The sequence below is a fragment of the Bacillus litorisediminis genome (assembly GCF_022808645.1).
GTDB classification, from domain to species: domain Bacteria; phylum Bacillota; class Bacilli; order Bacillales; family JC228; genus Bacillus_BF; species Bacillus_BF litorisediminis.
Map to the genome: position 1 here is coordinate 51599 of NZ_JAKZKT010000016.1, position 17151 is coordinate 68749.

Annotated in this window: 15 protein-coding genes; 11 read left to right on the plus strand and 4 right to left on the minus strand. The window is 39.8% G+C overall.

The window, feature by feature from the left end:
- Positions 1-10: 10 nt before the first annotated feature.
- Positions 11-523 carry an SRPBCC domain-containing protein gene (locus MLE14_RS10230; protein WP_243298270.1) on the minus strand — a complete coding sequence of 171 codons (513 nt, stop codon included), beginning with the start codon at positions 521-523 and terminating at the stop codon, positions 11-13.
- A 27-nt stretch (positions 524-550) separates the two neighbouring features.
- Positions 551-892: an ArsR/SmtB family transcription factor gene (locus MLE14_RS10235; RefSeq protein WP_243298271.1), complete on the minus strand. Its 342-nt coding sequence runs from the start codon at positions 890-892 to the stop codon at positions 551-553.
- A 365-nt stretch (positions 893-1257) separates the two neighbouring features.
- Here MLE14_RS10235 and MLE14_RS10240 point away from each other — a divergent pair, with 365 nt between their 5' ends.
- Complete coding sequence (locus MLE14_RS10240) at positions 1258-1839, plus strand: biotin transporter BioY (protein ID WP_243298272.1); 582 nt, start codon at positions 1258-1260, stop codon at positions 1837-1839.
- A 74-nt stretch (positions 1840-1913) separates the two neighbouring features.
- On the opposite strand, the gene MLE14_RS10245 is transcribed toward MLE14_RS10240, so the two are convergent.
- Positions 1914-3755: a helix-turn-helix domain-containing protein gene (locus MLE14_RS10245; protein ID WP_243298273.1), complete on the minus strand. Its 1842-nt coding sequence runs from the start codon at positions 3753-3755 to the stop codon at positions 1914-1916.
- A gap of 216 nt (positions 3756-3971) precedes the next feature.
- Here MLE14_RS10245 and MLE14_RS10250 point away from each other — a divergent pair, with 216 nt between their 5' ends.
- The 9 genes from MLE14_RS10250 (at position 3972) to MLE14_RS10290 (ending at position 12967) form a co-directional block, all read left to right on the plus strand.
- Complete coding sequence (locus MLE14_RS10250; protein ID WP_243298274.1) at positions 3972-5540, plus strand: ABC transporter substrate-binding protein; 1569 nt, start codon at positions 3972-3974, stop codon at positions 5538-5540.
- Positions 5541-5594: 54 nt separating this feature from the next.
- A complete protein-coding gene (locus MLE14_RS10255) occupies positions 5595-6512 on the plus strand; it encodes an ABC transporter permease (protein ID WP_243298275.1) in 918 nt (305 codons plus the stop codon).
- Between the two features lie 13 nt (positions 6513-6525).
- Positions 6526-7434 (plus strand): ABC transporter permease, encoded by a 909-nt coding sequence (locus MLE14_RS10260; protein WP_243298276.1) that lies wholly within the window; start codon positions 6526-6528, stop codon positions 7432-7434.
- Between the two features lie 35 nt (positions 7435-7469).
- Positions 7470-8480 (plus strand): ABC transporter ATP-binding protein, encoded by a 1011-nt coding sequence (locus tag MLE14_RS10265; RefSeq protein ID WP_243298277.1) that lies wholly within the window; start codon positions 7470-7472, stop codon positions 8478-8480.
- Positions 8452-9423 carry an ABC transporter ATP-binding protein gene (locus MLE14_RS10270; protein WP_313897746.1) on the plus strand — a complete coding sequence of 324 codons (972 nt, stop codon included), beginning with the start codon at positions 8452-8454 and terminating at the stop codon, positions 9421-9423. The genes MLE14_RS10265 and MLE14_RS10270 overlap by 29 nt, the downstream gene beginning before the upstream one ends.
- Before the next feature lie 23 nt (positions 9424-9446).
- Positions 9447-10625 (plus strand): M24 family metallopeptidase, encoded by a 1179-nt coding sequence (locus MLE14_RS10275; protein WP_243298279.1) that lies wholly within the window; start codon positions 9447-9449, stop codon positions 10623-10625.
- Positions 10626-10649: 24 nt separating this feature from the next.
- Entirely contained in the window at positions 10650-11831 is a 1182-nt protein-coding gene (locus MLE14_RS10280; RefSeq protein WP_243298280.1) for a M24 family metallopeptidase, read from the plus strand.
- 102 nt (positions 11832-11933) lie between these two features.
- Positions 11934-12713: an isochorismatase family cysteine hydrolase gene (locus MLE14_RS10285; protein ID WP_243298281.1), complete on the plus strand. Its 780-nt coding sequence runs from the start codon at positions 11934-11936 to the stop codon at positions 12711-12713.
- A gap of 77 nt (positions 12714-12790) precedes the next feature.
- On the plus strand, positions 12791-12967 hold the full coding sequence (locus tag MLE14_RS10290) for a hypothetical protein (RefSeq protein ID WP_243298282.1): 177 nt from the start codon (positions 12791-12793) through the stop codon (positions 12965-12967).
- A gap of 123 nt (positions 12968-13090) precedes the next feature.
- Here MLE14_RS10290 and recQ read toward each other — a convergent pair whose 3' ends face one another.
- Entirely contained in the window at positions 13091-14896 is a 1806-nt protein-coding gene (gene recQ / locus MLE14_RS10295) for a DNA helicase RecQ (protein ID WP_243298283.1), read from the minus strand.
- Between the two features lie 315 nt (positions 14897-15211).
- On the opposite strand from recQ, the gene MLE14_RS10300 reads away from it, so the two are divergent.
- Positions 15212-17101, plus strand: coding sequence for an ABC-F family ATP-binding cassette domain-containing protein (locus tag MLE14_RS10300; RefSeq protein ID WP_243298284.1), 1890 nt, complete (start codon positions 15212-15214; stop codon positions 17099-17101).
- Positions 17102-17151: the final 50 nt, after the last annotated feature.

Below are 17151 nucleotides of genomic sequence, written 5' to 3' on the forward strand. Positions count from 1 at the left end.
GTTCCCTATTTTATTTCAAGGTCTCAACTAGTGCATCTAAACTATCCCACGTTTGTGTAATGCCTTCCAGCAATCCCATGTCCAAAACAGCTTGAAGGGAATCTGCTGAGTCGAATTCAGAACGGCTGACCAATTTTGTTTGACTGCCCAAATCGATGAATTCCATCGTGACCTCTGGAGAAGGCATGGACTCATTGATATTGCCTTCTGCATCCGAGAAATAATCATTATAGACAATCTTTTCTGGCTCAATAATTTCTTTATAAATGGTTTTGTTCCAAGATTCCATTCCATATTCTTCTTGATTCTTATCAACACATTTCATGCAGTAGTGCCATACGCCTCCCGGGCGAAAGTCCATGTTACAAAAGGGTAGTTCCCAACCATCCGTACTCCACCAGCGCTTTAAATGCTCTGGTTCCTTGAATAATTGAAATAGTTGATCACGTGGCATATCATAAACTCGTTCTAAAACAAGAAACCTTTCATTCTCTACTCTTGAAAGCATTTTGTTATTTGGCATGCTTTTTCCTCCTTATTTTTTACTCGTTTATTGCTTTTTATTTTTCAATTCTTGTACATAATCGTCCAGGTTGTCGAATTTCCTTTCCATATTCTTTTGAAAGGAAGTTACCCAATATTCTAATACCTGGAAAGGCTCAGATCGCAGCTTGTAATAACGACGATTAGCTTCTGGCTTTACTTCTACAATTCCATTGTTACTTAGTACTTTTAAATGCTTGGATGCATGTGGCTGAGAAAGTTCCAGGCGATTAGCAATTTCTCCCACAGTTAGAGGTCCATCACGCAACAGTTCAACGATAGCCATTCGATTTGGTTCAGCCAATGCAACCAGCATAGATACATCCATGCCTGGAATTTTACCTGACATGTCGCTCACCTCATTAAATAAATATCTATTTTTGTCATTGCATCCCCTTTCTGATATTTGACATATTAATGTGAGTCGAATATAACGCAAATGTAATATAACACAAATGGAATATAACTGTAAAGGGATATTATAAAATAAAATGATTTTAACTGTAAGAAAAAACTGAATATCTAACCCAGGGGATTTTTCGAATATTGATAGACACACCTATTTGATAAAGGATTTAAGTTGTTATTTAAAGTATTGTTTCCACACTATAATCCGAATACCCAAAAAAATAAATATTTCCTCTAGCATTCCCCTCGGAATAATGTTAACCTATTTTTGTACATAGGTTAACAATCAAATGAAGGGGAGTTAACATGGAAAGAAACAATAAACTCAGAATGCTATTATATTGTGCTTTATTTGCTGCCATTACTGGAATTCTCGCGCAGATTACGATTCCGCTTCCGCTGATACCCATAACAGGGCAAACTTTAGCGGTAGGGCTGACTGCTACCATTTTAGGGAGCCGCTATGGAGCCATTGCGATGATTGTCTATGCGGCAATTGGAGCAGTAGGGGTTCCGGTATTTACACAGGCTAGTGCTGGGTTTCATGTGTTAGTCGGTCCAACGGGGGGATTCATTATTGGATTTATTGTGACTGCATATGTCACTGGTTTGATCCTTGAAAAAACCAAATTTACGATTTCAATGGCGATGATTGCAAATTTGGCCGGAATGATTATTACTTTGGCGTTGGGCGGTATTCAATATAAATTTGTGGCAGACGTGTCATGGACAGCTGCCATGAGTGTAGCTGTAACACCATTTATTTTAGGCGGGATTGTAAAAGCTTATTTGGCCAGTCTGGTCGGCATTAAGGTTAGAGAACGATTAGTCCAGGCGAGGCTGCTTGAGGGTGAGAGAAGAATTGAGCGAAATAAAAATATTGCTTAGACAAGGGGATAATTATCTCCTGCCTTTTCTGCCATAAACTAATGCTTAAATAGGGGCCCTATTACGATCGGCCCTTATTTAAGCATTTTGTACATATTAACAGCCAAATATAAATTAAGCAGGTCATTTGGATCTTGAAAACTAATCCCTAATATAGATTCTATCCGTTTTATTCGATAGGAAAGAGTATTTAAATGAATATGTAATTTCTCAGCCGTTATTTTCAGCTTCTGATTATTTTCCAAATAAATGAGTAATGTCTCAATAAACTCTTCCTTTTGTTGGTTTTCATATTGTAATAAAGGACCAAGAATATCTGTCAGAAAATCCAAGAGTTCTTCATTGGTATTATTTAAATAAAGCCTCTTTGCTCCTAATTCATCAAAGAAAAGAATTGTATCATTTATTTTCTTGTTCCTAATATAGGATAGACATCGGATTGCCTGCTGTGAAGATTTAAAAACATGATCCAGCCCTTTCTGAATGCCTCCAATCCCCACTGCTACAGTCAAACCCTTGAAATCTTTTTCCACTTGATTTAAAAGTTGGTTACATTTTTCGATTAAAAATGATTTTATTTTTTCTAGCTTCGATTCATCTTTGAAAGAAAGAATGACGATAATATGATTTTTTCTATTAACAGCTAGTCCAGTGGCAAATCCATTTAAAAAGAGATGCCTCACGAGGTTCAGTAATTTTTTATGGATGGTATAGTTTATCTTTCTAGACCTCTCATAATTATGGATAAGCGGTTCATAATCAATATAAACAACCTGGTATAGGCGTTCTTGCTCAAGATTTAACTGTAATGCTCTTTTTCTTAAGCTATCGCTAAATTTCCCGCCCTGAAAAAGCTCTTCAATAAATTCGCCTTTTAAACTTTGCTCGATCTCATAAAGATTTTGTTCCTTTAATAATTCTAAAGAAATAATCGTGCAGGCGTGACTTAAAGCAGCGATATGTATTTCATTTAGTTTGTGGGAGGACACGGTAACTAAATATCCTAGAAGGTTTGTCTTGCTGCCGATTGGGAATAAGGAAAGATCATATTTTCGATCTCTCCCGAATGAGACAGACATCTGTTTTTGGACAGAATCGTTGCTCAAATGGGGGACAATATATTCAATAAAGGAGTTCATTTCTAAATCAAGCTCGTCTATTTTGTAGGAAATTAATATCTCTCCATAATTATCGAGTAAAAGAGTAGGGGCGTTGATGGTTGACTGAATATACATTAGGATTTCATTCAAACCTTCTCCGTTTAACACAATATTGGATAATCTTTGATGTAACTCAATGGAATGTGAAAGAAGCTGATTTTGCCGGGTGATTTCCTGGTTGAGGCTTTCAAGAAGTTTAATAGATTTTTCCTTTTCTTTATATAATGCAGTCCTTTCTAAAGCAATTCCTACCTGATGAGTAATGGCTTCTAATAGCTCCCTATCTTCCATCGTAAAAGACTTGTTTTTTGAAAAACAATCAAGCGTAATAATGCCAATACACTTTTCTTTTATGAAAATGGGGGCACAGATGGCTGAGTAGACAGTTGAGCGAATAGCTGAATTGTGCATTTCCTGATTGTAAGGGGAAAAGGATTGCTGGGCTCCAAATATTTCCTCGCGATTAGAAAAAATTAAAGTTCTCCGCTTTTTAAAAGCAAGTCCTGTCATAGATTCACCAGGTTTTATTCGGACAAGCTTTAGAATGTTTTCATTAAAACCGTATGAACTTTTCGGGACTAACTGCTGCTTCTTTTCATCAAATAAAAAGAGGATTCCGCCATCTGCACCGTCAATAATTGGAATGATTTCGGAAATAATCAAGTCAACCACTGTATCAATATCTAAGGTTGAATTTAATATGTTGGAAACATGAATTAAATATTGTAGCTGTAATTTATTAAGTGATTGATTCATAACTGCCCCCAAACAAAAGAGTTACTATTAAAACTATACTTAATTTTGTGAATTTTAACAAGAAATAGATTTCCATTTTGGTAGTAACCACATAGATAAAATTTATGGAATTGGTAGACTGAAAATAAAGATATTTCAGATAAATAGAGAAAGGATGATTTTAATTCAGATATTTAATAGGTCATTATCTAGCAATCTTATAGGAGGGAAAATACTATGGTAAGAAAAAATCTATTTGTATTATTCTCGTTCATTTTACTAGTGTTGATAGCAGCCGGATGTACACCTGAAACTGCTGGGGATATGACAGATAGTAATACGAATGATGATGCCGCGGATGAGGGTTCGTCATCAGCAAGAGATGACATTGTTATTGGAATTGAAGCAGATGCGGTCACAATGCTCGCTAATACGGACGTGAATTATGTAAATGATGTGCAAATTAGAAACATTTATGATCCATTAATTGAAAGAGATAATGAGGGCAGTTTTATTCCAGGACTAGCTACCGAATGGAAAAATATCGATGAGCTTACTTGGGAATTTACTTTAAGAGATGATGTTACCTTCCATAATGGAAAACCTTTTACCGCAGAAGATGTTAAACAAAATATTGAATACATTTTAAAAGAAGAAAATAATTCATTTTATCGTTCAAGATGGACGGCATTTAAAGAGGTAAAAGTTGTTGATGATTACAAGGTTCAAATCATCACACATGAACCGCTGCCCAATTTATTATTGCGCATTGCGGATGATCTATTAATTATGGATATGGAACATGTTCAGGAAGTAGGGCTTGAAGAAGCAGCCAAAAATCCAATAGGTACTGGAGCATACAAGTTTTCAGAGTGGCAAAGGGATCAGTATTTAAAGCTCGAAGCTAATGAAGATTATTGGAATGGTGCCCCTGTTATTAAAGAGGTTACGTTTAGATATATCCCAGAATTTAGTAGCCGGTTGGCGGCATTTTTAAGCGGAGAAGTTGACTTATTTAAAAATATTCCGGTTGATTCAGTTGATAGAGTAGAAAATGACGAAAATTCAAAAATTGAAATGATTGGCTCTTCACGAATTAATTATGTAGCACTCAATACCTTTTATGATGGGCCACTCCAGGATAAAAAGGTTCGTCAGGCCATAAGTCATGCAGTCAATGTCGATGAATTACTGGAAAGTGTTTTAAACGGATACGGAACAAAGATGACGGGCCCGCTTTCTAAAATTAATGCGGACTATGCCGAAACGGAAGGATATGAATATAATCCCGATAAGGCTGTTCAATTATTAGAAGAAGCCGGTTATGATCCATCTGAAATGACATTGCAATTAGACACTCCGAATGGCCGGTACCCAATGGATACTCATGTGGCACAAGCCATTGCAGCACAATTGCAGGAAATTGGTATAACAGTCAATGTTCAAGTAAATGAATGGGGGAATCATTTAGCTAAAATCCGTCAGCGTGAGATGGGTGATATGTTCATCCTCGGCTGGGGTCCCGCTTTTGATGCGCAAGGCACGATTGAAAACTTATTCACACAAGAGGCACCGTACAGCGGTTTTTATGATCCAGAGGTTCAAGACTTAATCTCAAAGGCAATCCCAATTTTTGATCCTGAAGAAAGAAAGCAAGCATGGGCTGAACTTCAGAATAGACTTGTTGAGGAAGCTGCATGGATCTATTTATGGCAGCAAGGTGATTTATACGCTGTCAGAAAGAACTTGAACTTCCAACCGCGAATTGATGAAAAAATGCTTGTCCATACCATGAGCTGGAACTAATGATAGGAGGGTTTTGATACCCTCCTTCCATCTTTAAATGATAGGAGGTATGACATGTTAGATTTTGTTGTAAAAAGATCCCTTCAGGTGGTTTTAGTAGTGTTTTTGGCATTAACAGCTGTGTTCTTTTTAATTCGTCTATCTGGGGATCCAACTGCACTTTTCTTACCGCCGGATGCCCCAAAGGACCAGTTGGCTGAATATCGAGAGGCACTAGGTTTTGACCGGCCACTTATTGTTCAATACGGGGAATTCATGATTAATGCCGTACAAGGTGATTTTGGCGAATCATTGCGTTCACGCGAGCCAGCATTAGCCATTGTATTAGATCGAATACCTGCAACGTTTCAGCTGGCTTTTTCAGCGCTTGCCCTTTCGATTTTAATAGCGATTCCAATCGGGATTATATCCGCATACAAACGAAATTCAATATATGACCAAGTAGGGGTTGCTTTTACCGTATTAGGTCAGGCCGTACCAAGTTTCTGGTTAGGGATTATTTTAATCCTCATTTTTGCAGCAACATTAAACTGGCTTCCTTCTGGTGGCGGAGGATCGGTGACTCATATGATATTACCGATGATTACACTAGCCGCTTACAGTGTTGCCAGATTCGCCCGTTTTACAAGATCAACGATGCTCGATGTACTTCGAAAAGATTATATTCGTACGGCAAAAGCTTCAGGGGTACCTGTTCGGAAAGTGTTATCCAGATACGCTTTAAAAAATGCTCTCCTTCCCATCATTACACTCGTAGCGTTAGACTTAGGGGTTTTACTAGGCGGGGCAGTTATCACGGAAACCGTTTTTTCCTGGCCAGGCATCGGGAGACTTCTCATGCAGTCGCTGATGAACCGTGACTTCCCAGTTGTCCTTGCAGGGGTTTTTATTATCGCGTTAATATACTCCATCATCAACTTCCTGGCAGATATCCTATATGCCTATGTGAACCCACAAATCCGTTTGAAATAGGGGGGACGAACACTTGGGTAACATAATAATCGATAAAAACACAGAGCAGGCAATCGAAATTAAAACGTCTAAACAACAATCACTATGGCAATTTTTAATCAAACAATTGATGAAAAGTCGTACCGGTTTATTTGGCGCTTTCATCATTGTCATTCTCCTTGTGCTAGGGCTTTTTGGGCAATGGCTCGCTCCGTACGATCCAGAATTAGCGGACTTTAGTAAAAAGCTCCTTCCTCCTATGACAGATGGCCATTTGTTAGGAACGGATCAGCTTGGCCGTGATATTTTGTCCCGGATTATTTACGGAACTAAAATATCGCTCATCATTGGGATATCCACTGTGTTCTTCGCTGGTTTAATTGGTACCATTATTGGAATAGTTGCCGGTTACTTTAGAGGCTGGATTGACGCAGTACTAATGCGGATTGTAGACGTAATGCTTGCCTTCCCATTTATCCTGCTGGTTCTCGTTATCAATGCAGTAATAGGGACAGGTCTAAGAAACATTATTATTTCGCTTGTTATCGGGGGGTGGGTCATTTACGCCAGGGTCGTACGAAGTGAAGTACTAGCTTTAAGAGAAAAGGAATTTATTCTCTCTTGTGTAGCTACTGGGGTCAGAAGAAGAGAAATTATCTTAAAGCATATTGTTCCGAACCTATTTACCCCGATCATCGTCTTGTCTTCATTGCAAATTGCGACCTTTATTATTGCTGAGGCCTCCGTCAGTTTCTTGGGCTTCGGGGTACAGCCGCCAACACCCGCTTGGGGGAACATGCTCAATGAAGGAAAGGATTATATCTATAGTGCATGGTGGTTAATAACGTTCCCAGGTGTGGCCATTGTAATTACAGCATTAGGGGTCAACCTGTTTGGAGATTGGCTGCGAGATGTATTAGATCCGGAACTGAAGGGTGATTAAGGAAGGCGCCTCTGAAAGGAGAGGAATGTTTACGTATGGTAAATACGGTATTGAAAGTTGAAAATCTTAAAACCTATTTTAAAACTTCTGCAGGGATAGTGAAAGCGGTAAATGGCATTGATTTTGAAGTGAATGAAGGAGAAACCGTTGGACTTGTCGGTGAATCAGGATGTGGTAAAAGTGTAACCTCTTTATCAATCATGGGACTTTTACCCGAACCGATTGGCTATATTGAGGATGGACGGATCCTGTTGGAGAATAAGGATCTTACCAAACTATCTGAAAAAGAAATGCGGAAGCTTCGCGGTAATGATATTGCAATGATTTTCCAAGAGCCAATGACATCTTTAAACCCTGTTTTCACAATCGGTCAACAGTTAAGTGAGCCTCTTTTACAGCATACCAACCTAAAGAAAAAAGAAATCCGTAAAAAAATCATTGAAATGTTAAAACAGGTTGGGATTCCACGAGCGGAGCAAATCATTGATGAGTATCCGCATCAGCTTTCGGGCGGTATGAGACAGAGGGTCATGATTTCGTTAGCAATTGTTTGTCAGCCTAAGCTTTTAATAGCTGATGAGCCGACTACAGCGTTGGATGTAACGATTCAAGCTCAAATTTTAGAGCTGATGAAAGATATTACGAAGAAAAATCAAATGTCGACGGTACTGATTACGCATGACCTTGGAGTTGTAGCGGAAATGTGTGATCGCGTCATTGTCATGTACGCCGGACAGATTGTGGAAAGTACAGACGTTCGAACGCTTTTTAACAATCCGAAGCATCCTTACTCTCAAGGACTGCTGGATTCAATGCCAAATGCAAATGATCGAAAAAAAGAGCTGAGGTCGATTAAAGGAAGTGTTCCGCGCCCAGATGAGCTGCCAAAAGGATGCACCTTTGCTCCGCGTTGTCCAAAGGTATTTAAAAAATGTCTCGAGGAAAGACCTCCCCTATTTCAGTTAGAAAATCAATCATGCCGATGTTGGATTTATCAGGATGAGGAGGTAGTTGCTAGTGGCAGCCAGTCCATTGTTAGAAGTTAAAAATCTGAAAAAATACTATGAGGTGGACCAAGGTTGGTTTAAACCGAAAACATATGTAAAAGCGGTAGACGATATTTCATTTACCGTTTATAAAGGGGAAACATTCGGTTTGGTTGGTGAAAGTGGTTGCGGGAAATCAACAACGGGAAGAACCCTTCTTCGTTTAAATGCCCCGACAGATGGAAGTATTCTATTTGAAAATAAGGATATCAGTAAGCTTCCATATGAAGAAATGCGGAAACTGAGAAGACGGATTCAGATGGTTTTCCAGGATCCCTATGCTTCATTAAATCCGAAAAAAACCATCCGCCAAATTTTAACTGAGCCATTGCGAGTCCATGGTCTGCATACAAAAGAGGAACGTGTCAAAAAAGCGATTGAAATCCTAGAGATTGTGGGGTTATCGGAATACCATCTAGATCGTTATCCTCATGAGTTTTCTGGCGGTCAAAGGCAGAGAATCGGGATTGCCCGGGCTGTTATTTTGCAGCCGGACTTGATTGTAACGGATGAACCAGTTTCGGCCCTGGATGTCTCCATCCAATCTCAAGTTATTAATCTATTATTAAAGCTTCAGAAGGAATTTAATTTAACATATATTTTTATTTCTCACGATTTGAGTGTAGTCAAGCACATTACTGACAGGGTAGCCGTGATGTATTTAGGTAAAATCGTGGAGCTAGCGAGTACAGAAGAGCTTTTTGAAAATCCAAAGCATCCGTATACGAAGGCGCTTATTTCAGCTGTACCGGTTTCCCACCCGGATGAAAAGAGAGAACGAATCATTTTAACGGGTGATGTCCCGAGCCCGGCTAATCCGCCTAAGGGCTGTTCGTTCCATCCTCGTTGTTCGGAATGTATGGCTATCTGTCAAACAAAAGCACCTCCTGTAATTGAAATGGAAAATGGTCATACAGTTGCTTGCCATTTGTTTTCAAAATAAATTTTAAAAAGTGAGGGAAAAGCATGAGATTATCGATTTCAAAAGAAGAAATTTTAGAGCGTCAACGGAAGCTGTATCAAAGATTAGCGGCTGAAAACGTTGATTGTGCGGTTCTATTCAGTGTGACAGACATTTTTTATCTAACCAATTTTCACTTCCGTCCATCTGAGAGACCCATTGCTCTTGTCTTGGATTCTACGCAAAAAACCCATCTATTAGTCCCGCACCTAGAGTATGATCATGCCAAAGAATATGCCAATGTCGACTATGTGCATTATTATCCTGAATATCCCGGGCTCCGCCACCCAATGGAATACTTGAAAGATATTTTACTAGAAAACAAGTTTGAAAATAAGATAGTCGGGCTAGACGCAGCAGGGTATAGTTCAGCCAAAGGGTATCGCGGACCGAAAGTAGCCGATTTAATGATGACGAAATTCGAATCCATCGCTGGCTGGGTAGAAGAAATGCGATTTGTCAAATCCGAAGCTGAAGTTGAATTGATTAAGGAATCTTGTCGATGGGGGAACTTGGCTCACAGGTTACTGCAAAAATATTCGAAGCCAGGTCTTAGCGAGATTGAAATTACAAGCAGAGCTAGTACTGAAGCGACCATGGCTATGATTGAAACATTAGGGCCAGATTATAAACCTCATGGGAGAACGGCTTACGCGATTTTCCGCGGGCAAGTTGGAAAAATGTCAGCTTTCCCCCATGCGGTAACACAAAACTTAACTTTGAATAAAGGAGATACCCTCGTTACTGGGGCAGCAGCCGATGTGTGGGGCTATCATAGTGAACTGGAAAGAACCATGTTTGTCCAAGAAGTGAGTAAGGAACAGGAAAAGTATTTCAACCACATGTATGAGGCCCAAGAAGTTGCTTTCAACGCGATTAAACCGGGAGTCCCTTGTTCGGATGTGGAAAAGCAAGTCCAAGCCTACTTTGAAGAAAATGGCATTACTCATCTTGTTTCACATCATACCGGCCATAATATCGGTTTATTAGGGCATGAAGCGCCATTTTTAGATCTGGGCGATGAAACCATCATTCAGCCTGGCATGGTGTTTACTGTTGAGCCGGGGATTTATGTTCGCGGATTAGGCGGATTCCGCCATTCCGACACCGTTCTAGTCACCGACACTGGTATTGAAATGCTTACATTCTATCCAAGAGATTTAGAATCTATGATTTGCCAATAATAACGGAAGAGGGAGAGTTTCTATATGCGTTTATCTATATCAAAGGAAGAGTTGCAAGGCCGTCAGAAAAAGTTTATCAAAAAATTGACGGAGAATGATATTGACGGAGCGGTTTTGTTTAGTGTAACGGATATTTTTTATTTAACAGGTTTCCATTTTCATCCGACTGAGCGTCCTATGGGATTTATTGTCGACCCTCAGGAAAAAACTCATCTATTTGTTCCGGCACTCGAGCATGAGCATGCGGAAGAGTTTGCGGTCATTGATTTTGTACATTCTTATCCAGAATATCCAGGTGTTCGTCATCCGATGGAGTATTTCAAGGATGTAATGAATGAAGCGGGACTTCAAGGTAAGGTCATAGCCTATGATTCTAATGGATACGGATCTCCTATGGGTTACCGCGGTCCAAAACTGAGTGATTTACTGGATGCTAAGGATTTTGTTTCGGTTCACGGATGGGTTGAGGAAATGCGTTTTATCAAATCCGACGCTGAAATCGAGTTAATTAAAGAATCTTGCAGATGGGGCAATCTTGCTCACCGACTTTTAGTGAAATACACAAAACCAGGACTTAGTGAAATTGAGATTACAAGTCGAGCGACAACAGAAGCAACCATGATGATGATCGAAACTCTCGGACCGGATTATAAGCCACATGGCAGTCCAGCGAATGCTTTTTTCCGCGGACAAATCGGAGAAATGGCTGCCTTCCCGCATGCAGTTACACAAAACATCGTATTTAAAAAAGGTGATTTGTTCGTTACACAGGCTGCAGCTGACGTTTGGGGCTACAAAAGTGAGTTAGAAAGAACTATGTTTGTTCAAGAGGTTACTCCTGAGCAAGAAAAGTATTTTACCTATATGTACAATGCCCAGCAGCTTGCCTTCAATACAATTAAACCGGGTATTCCATATTCCAAAGTAGAAGAAACCATTCAAGCATATTGGAAGGAAGAGGGCATTCAACATCTCACTCGCCACCATACCGGTCATAATATTGGACTTTTAGGCCACGAAGCACCATTTTTTGACTTAGGTGATCATACGATGATTCAACCAGGGATGGTTGTAACCGTTGAGCCTGGATTGTATGTACAGGGACTAGGCGGATTCCGTCACTCAGATACTGTTCTCATTACAGAGGATGGAATTGAGCTATTAACCTACTATCCTAGAGATTTGGAATCATTAATTACAGATTGATTAGGAATTGACAGTTCTAGGCCCGGGTAATCATTAATCCCGGGCCTGTATTGTATGCTGTCATTAATTTCTATTCTTCATTTCATAATAAAGGAGTAGACTATGATTCGATTTGGGAATAGTACAAATTACTGGATTCAAAGCAACGATACTTTTGACATTAGCCGTGGTGCCAAAAGGAAATATTTATTAAAAAGTAATAATTTTAGACTTGCATTTGATCCAGAGCGAACGGCGCTTGTTATCACAGATATGCAAAACTTTTTCTTATCTGAGAAGTTAGGCAGGAAACACAAAGGAATAGGACTGGTTAATCCGATTAGAAAGGTAATAAAGCATGCAAGAATGATTGGTATGAAAATGGTTTGGTTAAATTGGGGGATCCGTGCAGATATGGTAAATATACCACCAGGAATAAGCCGCATATTCTATCATGCCGGTACTGAAATAGGTAAAGAATTACCTAATGGACTTGGTTTGAATCTTGTTAAAGGTTCATGGTCAGCTGAAATTATCCCAGAATTAAAAGAACTGGTTGAGTTAGAAGATATACAAATTGAAAAAAATCGGGTTAGCGGCTTCTTTGGTACGGAATTACAGCAAACTTTATCAAACTTAGACATTAAAACCTTAGCTTTTGCAGGGATCAATACTGACCAGTGCGTAATGGGCACATTACAGGATGCTCATGGGTATGGATATGATTGTATTTTGCTTGAAGACTGTACCGCAACAGCATCTCCTGAGTTTTCCTTCCAATCAGTGATTTATAACGTAAATAAAATGGGGTTTATTACAAATTCTGATTATTTTTGTAACGGGGAGTTCAAATATAATGAGATTGACTCCTGGGTAAATCAGCAAATTAGTTTTCATTCTTAGTCTAAATTAAACGAGAACTAACCATTCTATATGATTACTATAGGGAGCAGATATGGTGTATTCTGAAAAAGCGCTCAATGAAGAACCACACAACTCTGCCAATCCTGGATTGGTTAAAGGGCCGTGACAATGCGCAAAGGCTAACGAGAATTTTTAAACAGTCTAAAGAAACTGTAACAAAGGATGTTCCGAATTATGTAGTGGTACGCGGTAATTCTGGAGAATCATCCAAACAGATTCAAGTGTGGTCATAAAAGACGGCAGCTTCTGTACTGCCGTCTTATGACATGAACTCGTGTTTGACTGGAAACTCCTTAATAGCAGTATAGGAGAGCTCCTCAGGTAACATTTCGTTGAGAGCTTCAGTTTTTTCTCCATTAGCTTTCATCCGAACCATATTGGTCGATAAAGGCCTGAATGCCATTGATAAAATATTCCCCGTATTCCTCCCATTTTCTTTCACCAACACCTTTAACCTGAAGCATTTGTTCTTTAGTCAATGGCATCATCCGGCAAAAGTCTTTTAAGGTAGCATCCGAAAATACGATGTAAGGAGGAATGCCAGATTGATCAGCCAGTTTTTTACGCAAACCTCTTAAATAGGCAAATAAGTCTTCATTATAATTTTCGTTCTTTTTAACTTCTTGAACGCGTGCGTGATGCCATACCTTTTCTTCACCTTTTAGGACAGGCAATGCCCTATTTGATAGTTTAATGGTTGGATATTTGCCGTGCTCTACGTCTAAATAACCATCTGCGATCAGCTGTTGGATAAAGGTGCCGATATCAGCTTCACGATAATGAGATAATAATCCGTAGGTAGAGAGTTTTTCAAAACCAAATTCTCTTATTTTTTGGCTGCTGGAGCCCTTCAGCACTTTTGCTGTCATTGAAACGCCAAACCGCTCTCCCATTCGTTTCACACAGGACAAAACCATTTGGGCTTCCTTTGTGACATCTTCTAATTCACCAGATTTTAAACAATTGCTGCATGTCCCGCAACGTTTCAGTTGATTTGGGTCGGAAAAGTAGTCAAGGATATACCGCTGTAAGCATTGATTGGTGTACCCGTATTGCACCATTGCATGGAGTTTTTCATATTCTTGTTCTTTTTTTAATACTTCTAAAGATGATTGTTCAATTAAAAATTTTTGCAGCTGGACATTATTTGCGGCAAATAAAAGAATACATTCACTATCTTCACCGTCACGCCCTGCCCGTCCTGCTTCCTGATAGTAAGACTCGATATTCATCGGAATCCCGTAATGGATAATATAGCGTACGTTGGATTTATTTATACCCATTCCAAAGGCATTTGTAGCTACCATGATTGTAACATCATCTTGAAGAAACAGGTTTTGGGCAGTACTTCTTTCTTCCTCAGACATCCCTGCATGATAACGGGCCGCCCTAAACCCATTCGACATGAGCCAGCTATATACTTGATCCGTTAGTTTGCGGGTAGGTGCGTAAATGATCCCAGAATCCTGAGATCGTGCAGATACATATTGCTTGATAAATTCACTTTTTTTAACGCCGCGTTCAACTCGGAAATGGAGGTTATCCCGGTGAAAACCAGTATTTGTTACATATTCAGGTCTTATGTTCAATAGGGATTGAATGTCATAAATGACCCGGTCCGTTGCCGTTGCTGTTAAAGCTACAAGCGGACAGGCAGTTCCCAACCTCTTGATATTTTCGATAATGGAACGGTAGCTTGGCCTAAAATCATGTCCCCATTGAGAAATACAATGGGCTTCATCAAAGGCAATAAATGAGAGCTGAATCGAATTTATGGTTTGGATAAACTCAAATGATTCGAACCGCTCTGGTGCCACATAGACAAATTTGTATGTAGAGTGCCTTATTTTTTCTAGAATGTCTTTTTGTTCTGTTTGGGAAAGAGTACTATTGATAAAAGTGGCTGGAACCCCATTTGCCTGGAGCGAATCGACTTGGTCCTTCATCAAAGATATAAGAGGCGAAATGATAATAGCTGTTCCATCCAGTACTAGGCCTGGGACCTGATAACATAGAGATTTACCGCCGCCAGTCGGCATCACGGCTAAAGTGTGGTGTCCGTCTAAAATATGCCGGATTACTGTCTCTTGACCTGAGCGAAAACTCGTAAACCCGAATATAGTTTTTAATATATCATGTGCTTTTGAAACTAATAGATTCACGTAAATAATCCTTCCTTTGCATCAACTCTTTCTTAGAGTAACACACCTTTTCCAATGTGAAAAATGGCAATAATCTTTTAATCTCAAGGGAATTTTTTGAAATAAAGACGATTCACCTTGCATTTTTTTAGGTGAAAAAAGAATTTTGATTATTACCATTCTAATTTCTGCCTGCAGGTGTCAGCTAATGGTTGGCCAGTCCTCATCAATGATTTGCATTGCTCCTGCTAATCGTACCTTTTTAACTTCATTTGATTAGTGATATCCCGAAATTTGTTTTACAATAAAAGAAGATTTTGATTAAGGAGTATCCAAATGAGTATTTTACAAGTTGAAAATTTATATAAAACCTATGGAGAGAAAACATTATTTGATTCGATCTCTTTTTCGATAGCTGAAAAACAGCGCATTGGTCTGATTGGAGTTAATGGGACAGGGAAGTCTACTTTATTAAAAGTTTTAGCCGGGCTGGAATCGGCAGAGGAAATAACCATGACCCATGCTAATGATTTTAGAATTGAGTATTTGCCGCAGGAACCGGTGCTTGAAGGCGAGCTGACGGTATTGGAGCAAATATACTATGGCGACTCTACCATTATGAAAACGATGCGGAGTTATGAACAGGCATTACAGGAGCTTGAAGCGGATCCTACGAACAGCCAAAAGCAAAAGCAACTCCTTGCTGTGCAGCAAAAGATGGACGAACATGATGCATGGGAAGCGAACACGGTAGCGAAAACAGTATTAACCAAGCTTGGAATTGTGGAGTTTTCGAAGAAGGTTAAGCATCTTTCGGGAGGACAAAAGAAACGGGTCGCAATTGCAAAAGCCTTAATTCAGCCTGCTGATTTGCTGCTAATGGATGAACCGACTAACCATTTAGATAATGAAACCATTGAATGGCTTGAAGGATTTTTAGCCCAATATAAAGGATCGTTATTGCTGGTAACGCATGATCGGTACTTTTTAAACCGGGTCACCAATAAAATATTTGAACTAGATCACGGCCAGCTCTATGTTTATGATGGAAACTATGAGGTTTTTTTAACAAAAAAAGCAGAGCGGGAAGCAGAGGCAGAACAGCGGGAGGATAAACGCCAAAATTTATTAAGAAGAGAATTAGAATGGTTAAGACGCGGGGCAAAAGCTCGGACGACTAAGCAAAAAGCAAGAATACAGCGGGTTGAAGAACTGCAGGAGCAGAAAGTGAATGTGTCCAAAAGCGATTTAGAGTTTGCCATCGGATCGAAACGGCTCGGAGATAAGGTGATCGAGCTTGATGGTATTCATAAAACGTTTGATCAAAAAACGCTCATCGATAACTTTAATGCTTTGATAATTCCTGGTGACCGGATTGGGATTATTGGTCCTAACGGCAGCGGGAAAACAACTTTATTGAACATGATGGCCGGGCGAGTTCAGCCGGATTTGGGCAGGATTGAGATTGGACAAACAGTCAGCATTGGTTATTACACACAGGATCACGACGAAATCAATGGGGACCTCCGTGTTATTGAATATATTAAAGAGATAGCGGAAATTGTTCACACGATTGACGGTCAGGTGATTACCGCCGAGCAAATGCTCGAACGATTTATGTTTCCTCGTTCGATGCAATGGACGTATATTCGCAAGCTGTCAGGAGGAGAACGCCGCCGTTTATACTTACTGCGCGTGCTGATGACAGAACCGAACGTTCTATTCCTGGATGAGCCTACCAATGATTTGGATATCCAGACACTGAGTGTTCTGGAGAACTATTTAGATCAGTTTCCCGGCGTCGTAATTACGGTGTCTCATGACCGGTATTTCTTAGATCGGGTTGTAGATAAGCTGATTGTATTTGACGGACACGGCGGTATCAGCCGTTACCAGGGCTCCTACACCGAGTTCATGGAAGAATTTAAAGAGAAGAAGGCGGCTTATGAAAAAGATGTAAAAGAGGCTGCGGCTCCGAAACAGCGAACCGAAAAAAGGAAGAAGCTATCGTATAAAGACCAGCTTGAATGGGACGGCATTGAAGATAAAATTGCAGGTCTTGAAGAGAAGATCGCCGAACTCGACGAAGAATTGGCTGCTGCGGGCAGCGATTTCGGAAAAATCCAGAAACTTATGGAGCAAAAGACCGAGCTTGAAACCGAACTTGAACGGACGATGGAGCGCTGGGAGGAACTGGCGCTGATGGTCGAGGAGTTGGGGAAATAAGGCATGCTGCAAAGAAGTTAGATTTTGTTGATATAAATTTAAATTTGTTG

Excerpts from the sequence above, each read along its gene's own strand:
- MLE14_RS10230 (WP_243298270.1), bottom strand. The coding sequence starts at position 523 with ATGCCAAATAACAAAATGCTTTCAAGAGTAGAGAATGAAAGGTTTCTT.
- MLE14_RS10235 (WP_243298271.1), bottom strand. The coding sequence starts at position 892 with ATGTCAGGTAAAATTCCAGGCATGGATGTATCTATGCTGGTTGCATTG.
- MLE14_RS10240 (WP_243298272.1), top strand. The coding sequence starts at position 1,258 with ATGGAAAGAAACAATAAACTCAGAATGCTATTATATTGTGCTTTATTT.
- MLE14_RS10245 (WP_243298273.1), bottom strand. The coding sequence starts at position 3,755 with ATGAATCAATCACTTAATAAATTACAGCTACAATATTTAATTCATGTT.
- MLE14_RS10250 (WP_243298274.1), top strand. The coding sequence starts at position 3,972 with ATGGTAAGAAAAAATCTATTTGTATTATTCTCGTTCATTTTACTAGTG.
- MLE14_RS10255 (WP_243298275.1), top strand. The coding sequence starts at position 5,595 with ATGTTAGATTTTGTTGTAAAAAGATCCCTTCAGGTGGTTTTAGTAGTG.
- MLE14_RS10265 (WP_243298277.1), top strand. The coding sequence starts at position 7,470 with ATGGTAAATACGGTATTGAAAGTTGAAAATCTTAAAACCTATTTTAAA.
- MLE14_RS10275 (WP_243298279.1), top strand. The coding sequence starts at position 9,447 with ATGAGATTATCGATTTCAAAAGAAGAAATTTTAGAGCGTCAACGGAAG.
- MLE14_RS10280 (WP_243298280.1), top strand. The coding sequence starts at position 10,650 with ATGCGTTTATCTATATCAAAGGAAGAGTTGCAAGGCCGTCAGAAAAAG.
- MLE14_RS10285 (WP_243298281.1), top strand. The coding sequence starts at position 11,934 with ATGATTCGATTTGGGAATAGTACAAATTACTGGATTCAAAGCAACGAT.
- MLE14_RS10290 (WP_243298282.1), top strand. The coding sequence starts at position 12,791 with ATGAAGAACCACACAACTCTGCCAATCCTGGATTGGTTAAAGGGCCGT.
- MLE14_RS10300 (WP_243298284.1), top strand. The coding sequence starts at position 15,212 with ATGAGTATTTTACAAGTTGAAAATTTATATAAAACCTATGGAGAGAAA.